Annotated in this window: 23 protein-coding genes; 12 read left to right on the forward strand and 11 right to left on the reverse strand. The window is 62.5% G+C overall.

The features are described from left to right. Positions 1-24: 24 nt before the first annotated feature. Entirely contained in the window at positions 25-588 is a 564-nt protein-coding gene (locus tag ACYVDN_RS15095) for a CGNR zinc finger domain-containing protein (protein WP_460573003.1), read from the reverse strand. A gap of 90 nt (positions 589-678) precedes the next feature. On the opposite strand from ACYVDN_RS15095, the gene ACYVDN_RS15100 reads away from it, so the two are divergent. From ACYVDN_RS15100 to ACYVDN_RS15110, 3 genes are all read left to right on the forward strand, one after another. Continuing rightward, complete coding sequence (locus tag ACYVDN_RS15100; RefSeq protein ID WP_460573004.1) at positions 679-1,329, forward strand: peroxiredoxin-like family protein; 651 nt, start codon at positions 679-681, stop codon at positions 1,327-1,329. Next, positions 1,326-2,108 carry an SDR family NAD(P)-dependent oxidoreductase gene (locus ACYVDN_RS15105; RefSeq protein WP_460573005.1) on the forward strand — a complete coding sequence of 261 codons (783 nt, stop codon included), beginning with the start codon at positions 1,326-1,328 and terminating at the stop codon, positions 2,106-2,108. The genes ACYVDN_RS15100 and ACYVDN_RS15105 overlap by 4 nt, the downstream gene beginning before the upstream one ends. Before the next feature lie 130 nt (positions 2,109-2,238). Next, a complete protein-coding gene (locus ACYVDN_RS15110) occupies positions 2,239-2,526 on the forward strand; it encodes a putative quinol monooxygenase (RefSeq protein ID WP_460573006.1) in 288 nt (95 codons plus the stop codon). A gap of 263 nt (positions 2,527-2,789) precedes the next feature. Here ACYVDN_RS15110 and ACYVDN_RS15115 read toward each other — a convergent pair whose 3' ends face one another. Then, the gene (locus ACYVDN_RS15115; RefSeq protein WP_460573007.1) at positions 2,790-2,993 is read right to left on the reverse strand and encodes a hypothetical protein; all 204 of its coding nucleotides are present in this window, start codon (positions 2,991-2,993) and stop codon (positions 2,790-2,792) included. Between the two features lie 422 nt (positions 2,994-3,415). Here ACYVDN_RS15115 and ACYVDN_RS15120 point away from each other — a divergent pair, with 422 nt between their 5' ends. After that, positions 3,416-4,180: an oxidoreductase gene (locus tag ACYVDN_RS15120; RefSeq protein ID WP_460573008.1), complete on the forward strand. Its 765-nt coding sequence runs from the start codon at positions 3,416-3,418 to the stop codon at positions 4,178-4,180. A gap of 61 nt (positions 4,181-4,241) precedes the next feature. Beyond that, positions 4,242-4,706, forward strand: coding sequence for a MarR family winged helix-turn-helix transcriptional regulator (locus tag ACYVDN_RS15125; RefSeq protein WP_460573009.1), 465 nt, complete (start codon positions 4,242-4,244; stop codon positions 4,704-4,706). 50 nt (positions 4,707-4,756) lie between these two features. Here the strand turns inward: ACYVDN_RS15125 and ACYVDN_RS15130 are convergent, their stop codons facing one another. From ACYVDN_RS15130 to ACYVDN_RS15145, 4 genes are read right to left on the reverse strand one after another with little or no spacing between them, the layout of a single operon-like run. Beyond that, positions 4,757-6,184, reverse strand: coding sequence for a dihydrolipoyl dehydrogenase family protein (locus ACYVDN_RS15130; protein ID WP_460573010.1), 1,428 nt, complete (start codon positions 6,182-6,184; stop codon positions 4,757-4,759). 46 nt (positions 6,185-6,230) lie between these two features. Further along, positions 6,231-6,944, reverse strand: a complete 714-nt coding sequence (locus ACYVDN_RS15135) for an SDR family oxidoreductase (protein WP_460573011.1) — start codon at positions 6,942-6,944, stop codon at positions 6,231-6,233. 16 nt (positions 6,945-6,960) lie between these two features. Next, a complete protein-coding gene (locus tag ACYVDN_RS15140; protein ID WP_460573012.1) occupies positions 6,961-7,596 on the reverse strand; it encodes a TetR/AcrR family transcriptional regulator in 636 nt (211 codons plus the stop codon). 32 nt (positions 7,597-7,628) lie between these two features. Beyond that, positions 7,629-8,237 carry an FMN-dependent NADH-azoreductase gene (locus ACYVDN_RS15145; protein WP_460573013.1) on the reverse strand — a complete coding sequence of 203 codons (609 nt, stop codon included), beginning with the start codon at positions 8,235-8,237 and terminating at the stop codon, positions 7,629-7,631. 222 nt (positions 8,238-8,459) lie between these two features. On the opposite strand from ACYVDN_RS15145, the gene ACYVDN_RS15150 reads away from it, so the two are divergent. Continuing rightward, positions 8,460-9,068, forward strand: a complete 609-nt coding sequence (locus ACYVDN_RS15150; RefSeq protein ID WP_460573014.1) for a CGNR zinc finger domain-containing protein — start codon at positions 8,460-8,462, stop codon at positions 9,066-9,068. An 11-nt stretch (positions 9,069-9,079) separates the two neighbouring features. Here the strand turns inward: ACYVDN_RS15150 and ACYVDN_RS15155 are convergent, their stop codons facing one another. Next, positions 9,080-10,294, reverse strand: coding sequence for an ROK family transcriptional regulator (locus tag ACYVDN_RS15155; RefSeq protein WP_460573015.1), 1,215 nt, complete (start codon positions 10,292-10,294; stop codon positions 9,080-9,082). Positions 10,295-10,534: 240 nt separating this feature from the next. On the opposite strand from ACYVDN_RS15155, the gene ACYVDN_RS15160 reads away from it, so the two are divergent. The 6 genes from ACYVDN_RS15160 to ACYVDN_RS15185 all read left to right on the forward strand — a co-directional run bounded on the left by ACYVDN_RS15160 (position 10,535) and on the right by ACYVDN_RS15185 (position 16,145). Further along, positions 10,535-11,878, forward strand: a complete 1,344-nt coding sequence (locus tag ACYVDN_RS15160; protein ID WP_460573016.1) for a type 2 periplasmic-binding domain-containing protein — start codon at positions 10,535-10,537, stop codon at positions 11,876-11,878. Between the two features lie 92 nt (positions 11,879-11,970). Continuing rightward, positions 11,971-12,786: a carbohydrate ABC transporter permease gene (locus ACYVDN_RS15165; protein ID WP_460573017.1), complete on the forward strand. Its 816-nt coding sequence runs from the start codon at positions 11,971-11,973 to the stop codon at positions 12,784-12,786. Then, complete coding sequence (locus ACYVDN_RS15170; protein ID WP_460573018.1) at positions 12,786-13,691, forward strand: carbohydrate ABC transporter permease; 906 nt, start codon at positions 12,786-12,788, stop codon at positions 13,689-13,691. The genes ACYVDN_RS15165 and ACYVDN_RS15170 overlap by 1 nt, the downstream gene beginning before the upstream one ends. A gap of 34 nt (positions 13,692-13,725) precedes the next feature. Continuing rightward, positions 13,726-14,859, forward strand: coding sequence for a Gfo/Idh/MocA family protein (locus ACYVDN_RS15175; protein WP_460573019.1), 1,134 nt, complete (start codon positions 13,726-13,728; stop codon positions 14,857-14,859). Further along, entirely contained in the window at positions 14,856-15,662 is an 807-nt protein-coding gene (locus tag ACYVDN_RS15180) for a ThuA domain-containing protein (RefSeq protein WP_460573020.1), read from the forward strand. Before ACYVDN_RS15175 ends, ACYVDN_RS15180 begins: the two co-directional genes overlap by 4 nt. Positions 15,663-15,848: 186 nt before the next feature. Further along, complete coding sequence (locus ACYVDN_RS15185) at positions 15,849-16,145, forward strand: hypothetical protein (RefSeq protein WP_460573021.1); 297 nt, start codon at positions 15,849-15,851, stop codon at positions 16,143-16,145. Positions 16,146-16,166: 21 nt separating this feature from the next. On the opposite strand, the gene ACYVDN_RS15190 is transcribed toward ACYVDN_RS15185, so the two are convergent. The 4 genes from ACYVDN_RS15190 to ACYVDN_RS15205 all read right to left on the reverse strand — a co-directional run bounded on the left by ACYVDN_RS15190 (position 16,167) and on the right by ACYVDN_RS15205 (position 19,205). Further along, on the reverse strand, positions 16,167-16,811 hold the full coding sequence (locus tag ACYVDN_RS15190; protein ID WP_460573022.1) for a TMEM175 family protein: 645 nt from the start codon (positions 16,809-16,811) through the stop codon (positions 16,167-16,169). Between the two features lie 28 nt (positions 16,812-16,839). Beyond that, positions 16,840-17,562 (reverse strand): SDR family oxidoreductase, encoded by a 723-nt coding sequence (locus ACYVDN_RS15195; protein ID WP_460573023.1) that lies wholly within the window; start codon positions 17,560-17,562, stop codon positions 16,840-16,842. A 4-nt stretch (positions 17,563-17,566) separates the two neighbouring features. Then, complete coding sequence (locus ACYVDN_RS15200) at positions 17,567-18,097, reverse strand: CGNR zinc finger domain-containing protein (RefSeq protein WP_460573024.1); 531 nt, start codon at positions 18,095-18,097, stop codon at positions 17,567-17,569. A 220-nt stretch (positions 18,098-18,317) separates the two neighbouring features. Next, entirely contained in the window at positions 18,318-19,205 is an 888-nt protein-coding gene (locus ACYVDN_RS15205; RefSeq protein WP_460573025.1) for an ArdC-like ssDNA-binding domain-containing protein, read from the reverse strand. Positions 19,206-19,706 lie beyond the last annotated feature (501 nt).

Raw genomic sequence — 19,706 nt, forward strand, 5'->3', positions numbered from 1 at the left:
CTGGTGCGGGGATGTCGAGTTGCCTCAGCGGGCGTTCGTCGTCGTTCGTTTGCTGGTGGCGTGCCGGCGTGCTCTCATTCGGGATCCGCACCGGGTGGAGCACCAGACGCGGCGTTTGTGGTCTTGGATGAACATTCGGTCGCAGTCTGCTGCGGCGCAGGTGCGTATCTGGTCGGCTTCGGTCGAGGTGATGAGCTGGATGAGGTCGACAGCAAGTGTGGCTGCGATCGAAGGGGTGTCGGTTGACGGCTCCAGTCTCAGGTGACGCTGCTGGGTGAGCTCCGGGTGCACCGGAGTGGTCGCGGCGATACGGTTCACGGCATCGATCACGTGGATAGGCAGAGGGCGTCCTGCCTCCAGGGCCTCCAGAAGAGCTCGAGCGAAAGACCGGACTGCGGTGACCTGCTCCCATGCCGTCTCGAACGCTGGCATCGTCGCGACGTGGTGGGACCTCAACCACTGGGTCAGGCTCGTCGAATCAGGGATGCGGTCGATCTGGCGTGACGCCCCGGTCACGAGGGTGTTGACCAGTGCGAGTGTCAGGGATCGTTCCTCGCCGTATGCCGATTCCGGTTCGCTGGCGGCCATACTCCCTCCGATCCATGACGGCTGTATGCGCTCTAGAGTGCACCATACTCAGGTTGCTAACGGTAACGAATCTAATTTACCGTTATGGATATGCATGAGATGACTTCGATGACCCCGATCGCTGATGCGGTCGCCGCTCTCCCCCCAACGGACCCGAACAGCGCGTTCGGTCGTGAGCAAGCCGCGCTCCGCCGCGAAGCGGCTCCGACTGGTGCGGTTCTGGGGAGTGTCTTTCCTGATCCTGTGGTGCTGGGGCCGGATGGGCGCCCAACGTCGATCGGTGCTCGGCGGGAGGGACGGCCGGCGGTGGTGGTGCTGTATCGGGGAGCGTGGTGTCCGTTCTGCAACATTGCATTGAAGACCTATAGGGATGAACTGCTTCCCTCTCTGCGATCAGGTCAGATTCAGTTGATAGCGGTAAGCCCTCAGCACCCGGATGGATCGCTGACAATGCAGGAGAAGCACGATCTCGACTTCGCTGTCCTCTCGGACCCGGGGAACCGGATCGCTCGTGGCTTGGGGGTCCTCACTCGACCAAGCGATGATGCCCGCCACCTACAGCTGGAGCACGGCCTGGACCTGACTGCCGTGAATGCTGATGGATCGATCGACGTGCCGATGCCGACCGTCGCGATCATCGACGCGAAAGGTCTGCTGCGCTGGATTGATACGCATCCCGACTACACAACGCGCACCGAACCCGCTCAGGTGCTTACCGCGATCAAGGACCTCGGACTGTGAACGCCGCGGCGGCCGGAAGCGTTCTTGTAGGCCGGAGAGCGCTGGTTACCGGTGCGGGTCGGGGGATCGGTCAAGCCATCGCTGTCTCGCTCGTCCACGCCGGCGTCACACACATCGTGCTAGTCGCACGGACGGCTTCCCAGCTGGAGACCACCGCTAGCCACGTTGAGGCCGCCGGAGCTGAGGCTTACATACTTCCGGCAGACCTAGCCAATGCTGAACAGATCGGCGGCCTTGCCGCCCGAGCGAGAGACGTGATCGGGGATGTGGACGTCCTGATCAACAATGCGGGCACAGTCGAGCCGTTGGGGCCGACCGCAACCCGCTCCGCTACAGCCATGCTCGACGCGTTCCGGCTCAACACCATCGCCCCGGCTCTCCTTGCGGGCGAGTTCTTGCCGCGAATGACGGAGAAGGGATGGGGAAGAATCGTGAACGTTTCCAGCGGCGTCGTCGCTCATCCGACCGGGATGATCGGCGGAAGCACCTACGCGGCGACCAAGGCCGCACTGGAGGCCCAGACCATCAGCATGGCCGCCGAATATGCGGATACCGGCGTCACGCTCAATGTGTACCGGCCGGGGGGTGTGGACACCGCGATGCAGCAGTGGATCCGCGACCAAGACCGGGAACAGATCGGGCATATCCTCCACGACCGCTTCGTCGCCAATTACGCCGCAGGCACGCTGCTGACCCCCGACGCCTCCGCGAACGCACTAGTCGCCCACTTGACTCGTGAGGAGACCGGCCAAATCTGGGACGTCGACGACCAGGACTGAGAGCACCCGAGGCGCGCGACTCGAGGGCGACTCGGCGAGGTGGTCAACCGTCGCTGGAGACCTCGGGTCCTGCAGGAATAACCACCCAAATGAAAGGACGCCGCTCATGGCACTTACCCTTGGACTACACGTGATCCTGGACGCCCAACCTGGTAAAAGCGATGAACTAGCCGCATTCCTGATCGCCGGCAGGGAAATCGCCATTACGGAACACGGCACGGTGACCTGGTACGCATTCAAGCTGAGCGAGACCCGGTTTGGCGTGTTCGATACGTTCGAAACCGCGCAGGCCCGGCAAGCACACATCGACGGCGAGATCCCGAAAGCCCTCGCTGGGATCCGGTCCAGCTTGCTCGCCGCCGATCCGATCATCGAGCCCGTCGACATTGTCGCCGCCAAGCCCGCCGCTCGCGGCTGAATCGCCAACTGGCCCGAACCGGTCCGGCTGAGGGAAAGACGAGGTCGGGCTGAAACTCCGCAGCTGTCTGCCGTGCTTGACCTCGAGTGCGGCAGTTGACGATAAGGGCCTCGTCGACCCCGTTCGTGGATGTCGAAGAGTTCCGAGATGCGCTCGCCCCGACGCACATCGATCCCGGTGAACCACCACCCCTCCAGAACAGGCGGGTAGGTCATCCCGAGACCGGACCCATCGGTGCTAAGGAGAGACGGGGACTGCTTGGGTCAGGAGAGCTTCTTGCTCGCCGTCCGAATTGTTTGTTGTGCCTTCTTCTTTGCCCGCGACCGCGCTTTGCGCACGGCCGGATCGTTCCAGACGGAATTCGCTGTCTGCATGATCTCCCGATACCGACGCCGTCCGGCCTTCGCGCCAAGTACATAGGCAACAGCCGCCACGGCGGCGAGCCCTAGAAGATACAACCCGCGCATGTTGTGCTTCCTCTCTAGCGTGTCGGGTTCCAGTAGACGCGGTCGGACGTCGCCTGTGGAGGGGTTGCCAAATCGCTCCGCGGGTGTGACGGCCGCTTCGCGGCCCCCTGTGATCGGGACATCAGGTCGCATCGAGAACTGGTTGTCGCCGGGCAGGAGGCTACTGACGAGAGGCTCGTAGACGGGTGTATGTCGACGAGCGAGTCCGGTCCTGATATGAACCCCGGGTGGTTCGTTGGTTCGCCTGGGGGGCCAGGCGAGGGGTTAGTGCGGATGCGCACTAACCCCAGACCGATGGGAATACTGAACCCCGCCAGTAATGTTGAGGGTTACTGAACCCCGCTAGTAAACATCGTCGGCGTGGGTTCGCCCGGGCTGTCTCGCGACGTCTGCTCGGGCAATTCCGTCACGAAAGGTCACTCATGTACATCTCAACTCCTGCGCTTCCTGACGAGTTCGCCGGTCGGCGCGCTGTGATCACGGGGGGTTCTCGTGGAATGGGTGCCGCGATCGCGCAGCGCCTTCTCGATGGTGGTGCAAGGGTCGTCACCAGTGCGCGCACGAGATCCGCATCCACGCCGACGGGCTCGACGTTCATTTCGGCGGACCTGCGTTCCGAGAGCGGGGCACGCGAGCTCGTCGATCAGGCCTTGCAGGCTCTTGGTGGGCTGGACATCCTGGTGAATGCTGCTGGGGCGTCCCGCGTGTTCCTGGGTGGTCCGGCCACGGTGCCGGATGTGGAGTGGCAGGACTCGTTGGAGATCAACTTCCTCTCCGCGGTGCGCGTGATCAATGCGGCGCTTCCCGCGCTCACCGAGTCGGGTGCGGGTGCGTCGATCGTCAACATCAGCACCGGTGCAGCAAAGTCTCCGGTGGTGCCGCTCCTGCACTACGGGGCCGCGAAAGCGGCTCTCGCCCTTTACAGCAGGGGCCTCGCGACTGCCCTGGCGCCCACCGGCGTCCGTGTGAATGTCGTGACGCCGGGGCCGGTGGAGACGCCAGGGGGGACGGAGATTCTGCAGACGGTTGCCGACGCGATGGGTGCTCCGCTGGAGGCACTGGCAGCCAACGTCCCGCTGGGCCGATTCGGTGACGCGCGCGACATCGCGGAGACCGTCGCATTCCTGACCTCGAACCGTGCCCAGTGGATCACGGGCGCTGACATCGACGTCGCCGGCGGTCAGTGAGGTGAAGGGGCCGGAGTTTTGGACACCGGCCCCTACACCAGGGGCTCAGTAGATTGGAGTCATGCCGCGATCTTCGGACGATGCCCGTCAGCTCGAGCTCGCGGCGGCGTTCACTGACCTTGGTCCTGCATGGGGCCGTTGGGTCACCGTGTGCACTCCAGCAGATTCGGTCAGCTACATTCGGCTGCGGCTGCTGCGAGTCCTTGAGCAACAGGGCGAGTCCACGATGACTCAGCTCGCCGACTTCCTGAACCTCACTCAACGGCGAATCACAGATCTGACCCTCGCGCTGACACGCGACGGATACGTTGATCGTCGGCCGAACCCACAGGACGGACGCAGCAGCATCATCAGCCTCACCGACGACGGCCGCGCACACCTCGCACAGACCTGGTCCGAATTCCAGACCGACGTCGCCGCCGCCTTCGGCGATCTGCCGGTGAAACAGCAACACGAACTCCTTGCGATCACCCCAGTGCTCACGGCGGCACTACGCAAGCGCATCGCGGAGAAACAGGCCGAGTAAAAACCGGCCCACCGGGCCAGCCCATTCGCTCCGGCGTGCCGACGGGTCGGCTAAGCCACGGCGGCGCTTTCACCCGGCTGGGACGTCGAGATCACTTTGTCGAATACCTCGTTGAGGGCTTCGGTGGAGCTGGGGTGGGTGTAGATCGAGTTTCGGAGGTCGGTTGCGGTGATCCGGTGGCGCATTGCGAGGGTGATCGTGTTGATGATCTCTTGAGCGTCGATCGAGAGGATGGCGGCTCCGAGGATGAGGTCGGTGTCGCTGTCGACGATGAACTTCATCACGCCGCGTGTCTCCTCGACGGTGTATGCGCGGGGCATGGCGATGATGTCAGCGACGTTCTCTCTGGATACCGTGATGTGCCGTCCTTGCTGGCGCGCTTCCCGCTCGGTCAGTCCGGCTGTCGCCAAGGGAGGAGTGATGAAGAGGGTGTGGGGGATGGCGACACGATCGGTCGTGGCGCGGGTTCCGTCTCCGTAAAGCTGGTCGAGGACGATTCGTGCGTCGTCGAGGGAGACGTAAGTAAATTGGGGTCCGCCATTGACGTCGCCGAGCGCGTAAATGTGGGGCTGGCTGCTGCGCAAGTGCGCGTCCACTATCACCGCGCCGTGTGGGGTCGTTTTCACGCCGGCCTGCTCGAGTCCGAGGTTGGCGGTGGCGGCTCGGCGGCCGGTGGCGGGAAGGATGGCGTCGGCGTCGACTGTGTGGAGTGTGCCGTGATGCCGGTAGCTGACCGTTGCGTGGTCTCCTTCGTCAGCGATGTCGACAACGGTGGCGCCGGTGATCAGGTGGATGCCGTCTCCGGTGAGGATGCTGGTAGCTGCGTCGGCGATGTCGTCGTCTTCTCGGGGAAGGAGCCGGTCGGCGGTCTCGAGGACGGTCACGTCTGCACCGAAGTGGCGGTAAATGGAGGCGAATTCGAGACCGAGGTAGCCGCCACCGATGATGACCAGTCTCTGCGGGAGGTGGTCCTTCTGGATCAGATCGGTGCTGTTGACCAGGTGTGGGCTCTCTTCGAGGCCAGGAATAGTGGGCAGGATCGGCTCGGAGCCTGTGTTGATGAGCATGGTCGGTGCCGTCACGGTGATCGCATCTTCGCCCTCGCCCACGACAACGGTGTGTGGGTCGATGAATGTGGCGCGGCCGGTGATTACTGTGGCGGTGTCTTTGCCGTTCAGGGAGTCGAAGTTGCCGGCGCGGAAGGCGCCGGTCAGTGATCGGACGCCTTCGATCGAACGCTGAAAATACTCTTGGGCGTCGTCGTCGAGGCGTTTCTCGCTGGAGTAGTGGACGAGCATCTTCGTAGGAACGCATCCGACGTTGGGGCATGTCCCGCCGTACATGTTCTCGGACTGTTCGATCAGGATGACCCGTTGTCCACGGTCGGCGGCGGCGTGTGCGACGGTCTTGCCGCCTTTGCCGAATCCGACTACGAGGAGGTCGGCGGTCAGGGTTGTTGCGCGAGCGATGTCGTTCATGATCTTGTCCTTGTTCGGTAGTTCGGGCCGGATATGCAGGCGGAGATCAGGTGAGGATCTCGCCGCCATCCACAGGGATGGATACGCCGGTTAGGAAGTCGGCGCTCAGGGCGAAGATGATCGCGGTGGCGACATCTTCGGGGGTGCCGATGCGATGTGCAGGGCTGCGCTGCGCCCGAGCCGCGAATAGCTCGGCCTTCGCTTCGTGGCCGAGACCGTCATAGGCGCCCGTGTCGATGGTTCCCGGTGCGATCGCGTTCACGCGGATCGGTGCCAGCTCGACGGCAAGGCCCCTGGTGATGGAGTCCACTGCCCCGTTCGTTCCTGCGACCGCCAGCACGCCCACGGTCGGTCGGATTGCGGTCGCTCCGGATGAGAGGAGGAAGGACCCGTCGGCGGACACGATCGGGGCAAGGTGTTTGGCGAGCAGGATCGCGCCGATGGCTTTGGTAGCGAACGACAGCGCAATAGTTTCGGCGTTAAGGTCGGAGACCTTGCCGCGGGCCCGGGCGGATGCGGTGGTCACCACGTGATCGAGGTGTCCAAGTCGCGAGGCTAGGGCCGCGATCGATTCCTCATCGGTCACGTCGACGGTCTCCACTGCGACTGGGACGCCTTTGTAGGCTTCGGCGAGTTTCGCTGCGTCACGGCCGGCGACGACAACCTCTGCGCCGTCGTGCATGGCGGCATTGGTCGCGGCTCGGGCGATTCCCGTCCCGCGGCCGATGATCAGAATCCTCTTACCTTCAAGCTTGGTCATACGAGATCCTTTCCCTTCATTTCACAACAGCCTCGGGGCGAGAGAAGCTCTCGATGTGGCCGAGGCCCATGTCGATCGACGTCGCCAACGGGGCGACATCACGCGCAGTCTGGGCGAGCGTGTACCCTCCCTGCAAGGCACTGAGCAATCCGATCGCCAGCTGATCGACGGGGGCTGTGGGCACCAACAGCCCTCTGGCCTGAATCCTGCGGAGGGCGTCAACCAGGAGCTCTTGCCACTCCGCGAAGAGATCGAGCAGGGATTGCTGCGCGACGTGATCGTGGTCCGAGACTTCGGAAGCCAGCGAGCCCAACGCACAACCGTAGGCCCCATGACGAAGGGCATTCTCCTGTACCAGGGCGTCGCGCCAGCGTCTGAGGCCAGCCATCGTCGACACATGAACCAAGGCCCGACGTTCTCGCTCCATGACGCGTTGCCCTGTCAGGCCGATGACGGCTCGCACCAGGGACTCCTTACCGGCGAAGTGGCCGTAGAACTGCGACTTGCTGACGCTACTGGCGGTGATCACGTCATCGAGCGTGGTAGCGGCCACTCCTCGGAGGTACATCAGCTCGGAAGCGGCCTCAATGATCCTGCCGCGCGTCTTCTCACCGCGAGAAGTCAAGCGTCGCGCCCGTGGCAGGTTCGTCATCGTCTTCAGTCTCAGCCGTAGGTGCGTAGCGGTTAGAAAGCACGGCCCGTGGCGGTGGCCCGCTCGATGGCGGTCGCCTTGTCGTCTTCGTGAGTGCTCGTCAGGACGGTGGGGCGCCAATCGATCTGCGTAACGTCAGTGATTCCCGCGAAGCGAAGCCAGTCGTTGAAATAGGTGGACTGGAAGTCCACACCGTACTGAATCGGGACACCATGTGAGTACACGCCGCTGACGTAGATCACGGCGGCCTTCTTGCCTTCGATGAGGCCCGTGTAGCCGGCATCCGGGGTAAAGCCGAAGACCCAGCCAGGCTGGGTGATGATGTCGATGTACTGCTTCAGGACGTACGGGATGCCGCTGTTCCACATCGGGACCGTGAACAGATAGGCGTCGGCCTCTGCGAAGCGTTCGAACACTTCGTGAGCCTGGTCCCACTCACGCGCCTGCTCCGCGCTTGGACTTCCGCCGGCGAAGATTGCCATCTTGGCTCCTGCGGCCAGAGTCCCGAAGGCGGGCAGCGTGCCGTCGAAGAGGTCGAGGTGATCGATGGTCGCGCCAGGGTTTGCCTGCTGGTAGCTGTCCAGAAACGCGTCACCCAACGCGTTGCTGTCGCTGCCGGCTCCGCGCGGGCTCGCGGACACGTGAAGCAAAGTGCTCATTCCGATAGTTCCTTTCGATATGGCGTGACCGGTTTCGCACTCGATCCGCGAGTGCTTGCGGTGTCAATCGGCGCTGGATTCGCTGGGTCTCACGGATGAACAAACATCCATCCGTTAGAAATGGACGATAGCATGCCTCACGGGTACAAGGCCATCTATCCGTGATAAGGTTGTTGAATGTTGGCGTCGGGTTCACGAACGTGGATGCTTCCGGAGGAGCCACTGCCCATTCGGCTGATGAACACGGTCTGGGCAGGCGCGGGTGAGGTACACGATGATTTCCACACGCCTTCGGATGTCGACGAGTGGCTCGACGCTGTCGGTATCGATCGGAACGGCGCATCGGCATCGCTGGATGATTTCGACGACGCGGTCCAATTGCGTGATGCTGTCCGGACGATCGCGGGGCATCAGACGGCGGACACCCGCCCCTTGCTGACGTCAATACCCCAGGACATCGATGACGCCGTTCAGGTATTGAACATGGTTGCTAGCCGAGGTCCTTCGGTGATGCTTCTGAGATCAGGCAACGGCTTTCAGCTTGGCGCTGGCGGCGACGCCCCGCCTATCGGCGCGGCGCTCGCGGACGTCGCGCGGAGCAGCATTGATCTGCTTGGTGGAGACGATGCGCCGAAAGTGCGGGCGTGCAACGCGCCAGGCTGTGTGCTCTATTTCGTCCAGTCGCATCCCCGCCGCGAATGGTGCTCGGTGATGTGTGGAAATAGGGCGCGAGCAGCGCGCCACTACGAGAAAGTACGTGAGTTGCGCAACATTCGTACGCTGCGGATCGAGGAGGAACACGGTATGGACTAGGTCTGCCAGCTCTAAAACACCATCAGCGTTGACGGATGCGGTGCGAGGAAATGGTCCATGACGAGTTCGGCCGCGCCCTGGGCGGCGATGTGCTCACCGATGGATGACCCCGAGACGGTCAGTTCGCGTGCCACGATCAGCTCCTTCCGCACGAGAGAGGGGAGAAGCGGCAGAAACGTCGCGCTCAGGCGCCCCCACAGCGGCCCCCCGAGCACGATGTGAGAGATGTCAAGAAGATTGACGAGCGCTCCCAGGGCGACGGCAACGCGCTCGGCCGACCGCTCGAGTATTCGCACCGCGCCCATGTGCTCTGCTGCCGCTAGGTCGCACAGTTGCGCGCAGGCTTCATCGATGGCGACCTGATCGTGAAGGTCGGGCAACGGCACCAGACCCGCGTTGGCGGCTTGGACGACGAGCGCTTCGGGCACACAGGCCGCTCCGAGGGTGCCGCGTCGGCCGCTCCATTCGAACCATTCCGCGTTTGGATCGACGAGCATCTCGCCGATCTCTCCGAAGTTGTTCGTTGTTCCGCGCAGGACCTGGTTGTCCAGGACGACTGATGCGCCTACGCCGAAGCCGAGATGAAGGAAGATGAAATCGCTTTCAGTCTGCGTCGCCGAACGCACCTCTGCCGTGGCCGAGGCTGTGACATCCTTCTCCAGCAGGACGGGAAGGGCGGTCGCGTCGTGGAGATCAGCTCGTAGCTGCACATTGCGCCATTGGGGCAGCTGCGGCGGGTCCAGGATGACGCCCGACCGCAGATCGAGCGGCCCCGGAGCGGCAATACCCAGACCCATGACGCGCTCCCGTTCTATTCCCGCCTCCGCGATGATGGCATCGACAGCGTCCGCGATCACGCCAGTGGCCCGACCTGGGTTCGAGGCTTGGGGCGTGCTGCGGTGCATCGTGTGCCGAACTTCACCCGAAAGATCCAGCAGTACGACTGTCAGGACCGCCGGCTCGATATGGACGCCAACGGAAAAGGCACCATCGGCGTTCACGACGAGCGGGATGCTTGGACGCCCTCGCTCGATGTTGCTCGGCGGACCCTCGATGATCAGCTCCTCATCGAGAAGGCGCCGGCTGATATTCGTGATCGTCTGCGGGCTAAGTCCCGATACTCGTCGGATATCCGCCCTGCTGGCACCGGGTGTCCGACGTACCAGGTCAAGTACCAGCGCCTGGTTGAAGTCTCCGAGACGGAGCTGATTGCTGCCTCGTCGCATCTTTGACCTCCGGGGTGATTCTATGAGCTTTCCGTAACGAGATTAAATCTAGCAGATCGATGAAGTCCCGTTCAGCGCACTCGCTCCGTATTGACGGTGATTTCGTCCGAAAGTCAAGCGTCGCTCAGTTTGTCTTGACACGAGCAACGCCCTCAGCTAGCGTCAACGCCGAGCTTTGATCCAAGCGTTAGACAAAAGAGTCGATGCGGTCGAAGCCAAAGCGCAGAGAGGTGAAACGCAATGAAGCGCATACGTGTCCTCGGGGCAGTGACGGTGGCGGCACTCGCCACGAGCGGCCTCGCAGCATGTACGAGCAGTTCCGGCTCAGGCAGCAGCGCCAGCACGATCTCGATCGTTGAGTACCAGCAGACGAGGGCGGATGCGGTCAAGAAGCTGATCCCTGAGTTCGAGAAGGAGATGGCTGCGAAGGGCCAGAAGATCAAGGTCAACCTGATCACGGACATCCTTACCGATGCACAGTTCGCGACCAAGATCACGCAGGAGTTCCATGCCGGCACCGCGCCGGACGTGATTGACGTTGGAGCGACCACCATCCCTGGTTACGCGTCCGCTGGGTACCTTCTACAGCTCGACGCATCGCTGAACAAGTGGTCAGGCTGGAAGACCTTCTACCCGAACGTCAAGACGTCGACGAAGCAGCCCGATGGGCATTACTACTCGATCCCGCACGAGGCCAATGTGCAGAATCTGTTCTTCCGCAAGGACGTGCTGACGAGCATGGGGATCGACACCTCCCAGCCCAAGACCTGGCCAGATCTGATCAGCAGACTGAAGCAGATCTCCGCGAAGACGGGCCAGGCGTCCATTGTCCTCCCGGCGGGAACGGCGTGGGGCGGTGGCACCTGGGCCGAGGGGTTCCTGCCTCTGATGGCCGGCACGGGAAGCACGTTCTACAACGAGAAGACTGGCAAGTGGACTCTCAGCAGCAAGGGGCTGACCGACACCTTTGATCTGTACAGCCAACTGACAAAGCAGAAGCTCCTTCCCGTGCAGGACCTGCTCAACCCCAACCCTTGGCAGCCGACGAAGTACGTCGATTTCGTGAAGGGCACCCTCCCGATCTCTGCTCAGGGAACGTGGGGATGGCGCTACGACTGGGGTCCCCAGGGTGCTGCCCCGATTCCAAACCTCACGGACAAGGTCACGACCTGGGACTATCCGGCACTCGCGAATGGAACGAAACCTTACTCAGTCGGAGGCGTTGGATTCGCATACGGCATCAATGCCAAGTCGAAGAACACCGATGCGGCGACCGAGTTCGCGGAGTGGTTGTCGTCCGGCTCCGCGGTCGCTCAGCAGCTTGTAGCCGTAGGCGCCGCCGCTCCGCGCTCGGGGATCACGAAGATTGAGCCGTACGCCAGTCAGCCCACGCTGTTGGACGCGGAGGTTCAACTGAAGACCAGCGTGCTCGCCCCTACGGGTGATGGAGCTGACCAGGTATCGCAGGCGGTGCAAGACGCCACCGAAAAGATCCTGACCGGCAGCGCGGACGGCCAACAAGCTGCGGCCTTCTTCAAGAGCGAAGCGTCGAACCTGCTCGGAAGCTCCTTGGTTGCGAAATGACCTCAGCGCCAACCCATGCCGGGCGGCGACACCGTCGGTCTCAGGGAAGAGGTCTTCTTCCTCTTCTCCTGGGGCCGGCGGTCCTCCTGATCGTGATCTTCGTCGTCGCGCCAGCCGGCTACAGCATCTATCTCAGCTTCACTAACACCCAGCTGATTGGATTCGCGGCGCGCAACCCGCAGTTCGTTGGCATCGACAACTACAGCTTCCTACTCAGCTCGCAGGACTTCCTGGCATCCCTCGGCCGCACCGGCATCTTCGTGTTGCTCTCGGCAATCATTGGCCAAACCGTGCTCGGAATGGGAGCAGCGCTCCTTCTAAGCCGCAAGTGGATGCGCGGCAGGGGACTGTTCGGCGCCGCCGTGCTCCTCCCGATGGTCGTGCCAGAAGTGGTTGCTTCGCTCGCATGGGCGAGCGTACTTGCGCAGGGCGGTCAGGGAACACTGAACATGCTGACCCATCTATTTGGCGCGGCGCCCGTAGCCTGGCTGCAAGCCGCACCGCTGGTATGCGTCATCGTGATCAACATCTGGCGAGGAATCGCGTTCGCGATGATCATGTTCCAATCAGCCTTGGAAGATGTTCCCGATGAGCTCATCGAGGCTTCACGAATCGACGGCGCCACCGCACGGCAGATATTCGTCAACGTAACGCTACCTCTCATCCGGGGGCCCGTTTTCCTCTATCTATTGCTGACGACCATCACCACTGTCGGTGTATTCGGTCTCGTGTACTTCCTCACTCAGGGAGGCCCCGGGGCATCGACGCAACTTGTTTCGATCTACATATTCCAGCATGCTTTTGAATATTCGCAGATCGGGCTCGGCAGCGCAGCATCGGTGATCCTTCTCGTCATACTCCTCGTACTCGGCCTGACGTATGTACGGCTTGCGAAGGTGGAGGTGTGATGTCCGCCACAATCACGACAACAAACGGGCCAGACGAACTGACTTCACGCGCCATTAGCGGTCGGCAACGTGATCACCGGCCGCTTACGCCGGCGAAAATCGTGCAGCGCGCTCTTCAGTATGCGTTGATCACATTGCTTGCTCTATTCTGTCTCATCCCGTTCGCCTGGCTCGTCCTTAGTGCTATCGATGCCCATGCAGGACCCGCCGTCCAATGGCCGACGTTCACCTTGGCCAACTTCGCACGCTTCTTCACTGACGCTGCAACGCCGCTGCTCCTCCTGAACAGCCTGATCATCTCCGTCGCAGCAACCGTGTTGAACTTGGCGTTTGGACTGATCGGTGCGTACGGGCTGTCTCGATTCCGTTTCCGCGGGCGAACGACATTCATGTTCGTCATCCTTCTCGTCCGCGTCATTCCTGCTCCAGCAACCATCGTCGCCTTGTACCTGATGCTGGTGCAGATGCACCTCGACAACAGCTACCTGGGCATCATCCTGGTTGAGGCCGCGGCGTCCCTGCCAGTCACCCTGTGGCTTCTGAAAGGGACCGTCGACGCGGTCCCGCAAGAAATCGAAGAGGCAGCCTGGATGGACGGGTGCTCACGGCTCGGCGCCATGTGGCGCGTGGTGTTTCCACTGCTAGGCCCCGGTCTCGGCGCAGCGGCGATGCTGGCCTTCATGTCAGTCTGGGGTGATTTCCTTACGCCACTGGTGCTGCTGCAATCACCGGAACTTTATCCATTGTCGATCGGACTTTTCCGGGCATTCAGCGCATTCAACCAGGTCGACTGGGGCCTCTTAGCCGCGAGCGCAATCGTTTACGTCGTGCCGCCAGCAATTCTCTACGGCGTGCTCCGCAAATACTTACTGCGATCAAGCCTCGGCGGCGCCCTCAAGGGCTAAGCGACATATACAGAAAGGTGGAAAGGAACAATTGATGCTTGAACGCTTACCCGTCGTCGTGGTCGGTGCGGGAGCAATGGGTCGAGAATGGATCCGCCTAGTAGGACGCAGCGCGATCACGGAGCTTGTCGGCGTCGTCGACCTCGACATCAGCCTTGCCGACCAGGTCGTGCGCGACGCTGGCCTCAGTACGGTGATCACCGGCACCGACCTGTCGACGGTGGCCACGCACTCAGGCGCGGCCGCCGTGATCAACGTCACTGTCCCGAACGCTCATCGCGTCGTCAATGAGGAAGCTCTGCGCTTGGGGTTACCCGTGCTTTGTGAGAAGCCGATCGCACCGACCCTATCCGAGGCCTTACGTCAGGTTGCTGTGGCGGACGTATGCGGACAGCTGCTCATGGTCAGCCAGTCCCGACGCTACTTCAACCACCTCACCGCACTTCGAAAGGCCGTCAGCCAGCTCGGAGCGCTCGGGACCGTCACTCAGGAGTTCTTCCATGCGGACCACGAGCCAGGGTTCCGCGAACAGATGGCGCACCCGCTCCTGGTGGACATGTCCATCCACCACTTCGATGCCCTTCGTTTTGCAACGAACGACGAACCGGTCAGCGTGCGCTGCAATTCCTGGAATCCACCATGGAGCTGGTACCGAGGGGACGCGTCCGCCACTGCGGACTTCTTGCTCGAATCGGGCGCCCGCTTCACGTACGCAGGTAGCAGATGTACGCCCGGGCTTCCGACCTCATGGAACGCAGCATGGCGAATCCAATGCGAGCTTGGGGCCGTGCGCTGGGACGGTGGCGCAGACCTCGACGTCGATGCCCGCGGCGTCGAGGCTGCTATCGGCAGCGATGAGGAAGAGTTTTCTGGGGCGTTAGCGGAGTTCGTCCACTCTGTCAGGACCGGGACGACGCCCCAGAACGAAGTCCGATCCAACGTGATGAGCCTGGCAATGGTGGAGGCCGCGGTACAAAGCAGCGCCGAAGGTGGTGTGGAGATCAGGATCTCTGAACTCCTCGAATCGGCCTATGCGCAAGCACTTCGAGAGGAGAGTTCCGCGGACATCGCTGCACGACTTCGATCCTGGGGAACGGGGCGCCACGGCATATCTGTCGGGCATTGGGGCAGACCGAAACTTGACGAGAAGACAGGAGTTACAGCATGAGTGACGACACGACAATCAACGTTGTGGTGTGGGGAGAGAACCGTCACGAACAGATCAACCCGGCTGTCCGTGACATCTATCCGAACGGAATGCACGAAACCATCGCCGCCGGGCTGCGGCACAGTCTCGGCGACCGTGTCGCCGTGGCGACGCACATCCTCGATGAACCCGAACATGGCCTCACGGAAGAGGTTCTCCGCTCCGCCGACGTCTTGCTGTGGTGGGGGCACACCGCGCACGACGAGGTCACCGACGAAGTCGTCGAGCGCATCCAACGAAACGTCCTGGAAGGCATGGGCATCATCGTGCTCCACTCCGGGCACCACTCGAAGATCTTCAAACGCTTGATGGGGACGACCTGCAGCCTCCGATGGCGAAACGACGGCGATCAAGAGCTTGTCTGGACCGTCGCTCCACGACACCCGATCGCCGCAGGCGTACCGCAACCGATCGTCATCCCTGGCCAAGAGATGTACGGCGAGTTCTTCGACATTCCAGAACCCGACGAAGTCATCTTCATCAGCAGCTTCTCTGGGGGCGAGGTCTTTCGTGGCGGCATCACCTACAACAGAGGCTACGGCCGCGTCTTCTACTTCAGCCCTGGGGACGAGGCGTACCCCGTCTACCACCACCGAGATGTGCAGCGAGTACTCGCCAACGCAGTCGAGTGGGCAAGGCCACGGGATGCTCGCGAGTCGTACGCGGTGACCCCCATGTACCGGAGGGGTGAGTACTACCAGGCTCTGCGCCAGACCGAAGGTGGGCCAGTCGACTTCTACACAGGAGAGCCCGTCGATGCCTAGGGGCGTAACTAAGCCTCGGACGCCAGCACGGTCCGCTATAGAAGGCAACATCTGGACGAGCGGCGGGGTTAGCACTCCGGTGAGGTCACCGGCGTCATCACTGATCGAGGCTGGCATGCGCGGCAGTTCTACGCTGTCAGAGGATGGCACCGATCATGTGCGATCTGGCGTCGAAAGGGGATGGTGATGGCACGGTCGATTGAGTGGTCGAAGGTCAGCCGCGAGCATGTGGAGCAGGCGCTTGGCGAGTATGACCGTTTGGGTTCGGGACGATTTTTCGACAGATTCGGGTTCGCGCCGACGACGACATACGACTTGGACCAGGACGGGAAGAAGTATCCGCCCAAGGCGATCCTGGGCGCCGCATACGAGCTAGCCACCGGCGAGAAGCTCTCCTCCGGCGATTTCGAGGGCGGTAGGAGCGGCGCGGTAAAGGTGCTGTCCAGTCTTGGTTTCACTGTTGAACCGCGCCAGCATGAGTGATCGCCAACTTCCCCGAGTTGCCTAATCGCCGAGGACGCGATCAGGAGGATGCCCCTCACCGTCCCTGTGGCGATTCCAAGGTGCTGCGTCCGGTCGCAGGTGTAACAGGAGGGCCAAGCAGACAAAGCCGAAGCCGACCCACGGCTGCAAGATGGCAAGGCCGGCGGCGATCGCGAACAACAGCAGCGCAATGAGAGACCGTCGGCGCGCGTGTCGGTACTCGTCCGGTCCGAACTCAGTTGAGGTGCGCAGGATCTCGCGTTCGAACAGGTTGTAGACACCGTCGGTGACCACGAACAGGGCCGTGTAGACGAAGACCGGTACCGCGGCCAGCTTCGACTCCGCGATCCATGCGGTCGCGAACGGTAGGAGCGACACAAAGAACAGGTGCCCGAAATTGATCCACATAAGCCGCAGGCTGGGAGCTTTGACGTAGCCCATTAAGTAGTGGTGGTTGATCCAGATGATCGCGATGAACACGTACGAGACCAGGTAGCTGATGATCGTCGGCCACAAAGTCAGCAGCGCTGTGAAAGTGGGCGTAACTGGAGGGCGCAACTCGAGCACCATGATGGTGATGATCACCGCGAACACCGCGTCGGTGTACGCCGATAAGCGCGACCCCGTGCTGGGCCTCATTAGCGCCACGACCGCACCCACCGGCATACGCTCGATTGGAGAATGCGGCCCCGAATCATGTGAGGGGTTCCCCGCCGTCGACACGGAGGGTGACGCCAGTGAGGAACCGGTTCGTCATCGCGAACAGAGCAGCGTCGGCGATGTCCTCGACCGTTCCGATGCGGCGAGCGGGGTTGTGCGTACGGAAATGCTCGAAGTAGTCAGCCTTGCCTTGCTCGCCTAACGAATCCCAGATGCCGGTGTCGATGACGCCTGGCGAAATTGCGTTGACTCTCACCGGCGCCATCTCGATCGCCAAAGAGCGGGTTAGGAAGTCGGCCGCTCCATTCGTAATCGCTACCCCGAGATAGCCGGCTGCCGGCTTGAAGGCCGCCACGCCTGAAAACAGCGTGAACGAGCCACCGGCCCGGAACTGGCCGGCGAAGTGTTGCGCGAGCATCACCGGGCCGATGACTTTAGTGTCGAAGGAACGCCGAAGTGCGTCGCGATCGAGATCCGCAAGCGTGCCGCGAGCCCGTGCCGAGGCGGTGGACACCAGGTGGTCCAGCGGACCGACACGATCAGCCAACGCAGCGATCGATGCGTCGTCGGTGAGGTCCACCTTCTCGACCCGAACGTCGTCTGCGTCGCCGGCGTAGTCGGCACGGAGCGAGTCAGCATCGCGGCTGGCGGCTACCAGCAGAGCGCCGCGCTGCCGAGCGGCGTCGACAATGGCTCGGGCGATGCCTGAGCCGCGGCCGATCACGAGGACGGTGGTGTCCTTCAGGGACTCAGCCATAGTTCTACCCCTTGGCCTTGGCCGTGTGGCGGCGGTGGTGGCGGGCGACGCGGGCGCGATTGCCGCAGATATTGGGCGTACACCAGACGCGCCGGACGTTGCCGGCGAGGAACAGCATGGAGCACTCCGGGTTCGCACAGCGCCGCAGCTGATTCGCGCGCACTGGGTCAGCGAGCAGCCCGATACCTTCCCGCGCGACGGCAGCTAATCGTGGATCCCCGCCGTACTCGCGATGCCACCGAGTCTGCACGCGCACTGCGTCGCCGTCGATCACCAAGCGTGGGCTACTAGGCGCGGCGTCCGCAAACCTGTTGAGCTCCTCAACAGTGGCCGCATCGGGCGAGCGCTGGTCGATGCGAGCTTCGAAAGCCTCCCGCAGCACCATACGCAAGCGTCGGGTTGGCACCGAGTTGGGAGCAGGTCCCTCCGGCAGCCTCCCGGCTTGCAGCTCCCACCAGGCCGTCTCCCGACCCTCGAGTAAATCAACGGCGGGCGTCACCGCCTGCATCAATGTGTCGACAAGATCCAATGCCACCGACGGCTCACCTCCCATCGGAAACCCAGCCCGCTGGACATCGTCTAGTGCGAGTGTAACGCTCACATGTCTACGTTACACATTAGGCATTGGATCGGAGGACGCTTCAGGAGCGTCAGCAAGTGACCTCACGTGATCAGGTGCTAATGGGGTCATGTGCACCCTAAGCATTACTTGCGCCCATCGAGTGCGTGTCTATCGAGGTCACTTGTCGTAAGGGCTAGTGGGTGGGTTGGATGATGCTGGCGAGTTGGTGCGTGAGGTTGAGGACGGTGGTGGCGGTGTCTTTGATGATGGTGGTGTCGCCGTGCGTCCATCCGGTGATGTATCCGATGGAGTAGCCAGTGGTGTCGAGGCCGGTGAGTGCGGCTGTGATGTAGGTGGTGGCTTCGGCTTCGGTTTCCATGCGCCCGCGGTGGAGGACGTATTCGGCCGGTTTGTTGGTGTGGCCGGCGAGGATGTGCGCTGTCTCGTGGAGCAGAGTTTTCGCGTACTGGGCTGGGCTGACGTGGGAACGGATCACGACGTCGCGGGTGGTGGGGTTGGTGTACCCGCTACGGGTGCCGTGCATCGGTTCGGACCTGACCTGCCAGCCCTGTCTGGTCAGGTAGTCGGTGAGCGGGGTGGTGATTCCGTGCTCGTTTGACCCGTCCAGCGGTTGGGCAAGCTCGGTATCGGCCTCTGGGCCGATCGGGTCGGTTTGGGTGATGTCGAACACGGACACGATCGGGAAGTACCGCACCTGAGCATCGGTTCCAGGTCCCTTCCGGGTGGTGTCGTCCTCGGTGTCTGTGTCCTCTGGTTGGTTGGTGTGTGTGGTGTGGCGGGTGGCGAAGATGCGGATGCCGTGTTCGCCTTTGCGCACTTGCCTGCCGAGTTGCTGCCATCTGGTGTATCCGGCGACCCGGGTGGCGTTGGGGAACTGGGCGAGGATCAGCAGGATGTTGTTCAGGCTGTAGGTGTGGAACGCGGCTGCCATCCGCACGAACCGTGCCCATTGGTCGGAGCTGGCGAATTGTTCGACTTGGGTGATGAGGGTGGCGTGCAGGGCTTCAACCTCGTGCTTGCGTCGGTCGTTCTTCGCTGCTGTCGTGCTGGTGGCGGTCATGGTGTGCTCCCTGTGCTGATCGTTGTTGTGGCCTTTCCGGCACGAGGATCGAGAGGGAGCGCAAGGGTGGGGTGTGCAGGGTCGGTGGAATACCGGAACCCGGCCGCGGGCGGGTGAGGATATGCCGCGAAAGCCCGAAGCACCCCAGCGTGTAGCGAACTACGATCAGACGCCGGAAAGGCCACCACTCACTCTTTGGAAGTTGACGGTTTGAGGATGAGCGGGCCGTCGCGGCTGTTCATGGCCTAAGGATCGTTCCCGGCCCTGGGGCCCCGTGAGGACCCATCGCTTGATCGCAACTAGGGCCCCATGTCGGGAAGATTCCGCCAGTTCTCTGTGGCCCTTCGGAGTCGTGGCAGAGGCGCGCCCCGCCGCAGGTCATCGATGCGTCGGGTTCATCGAGAGGGTCGCGATGTCTCAGAGCTACGTTGTGGTGCCGCCACGGAGGGCGGCGCTGTGCCCTTCTGGGGCGTGGTTTGCCTTTCCGCTGCGCGATCGTAG

Source organism: Humibacter soli (assembly GCF_054779035.1).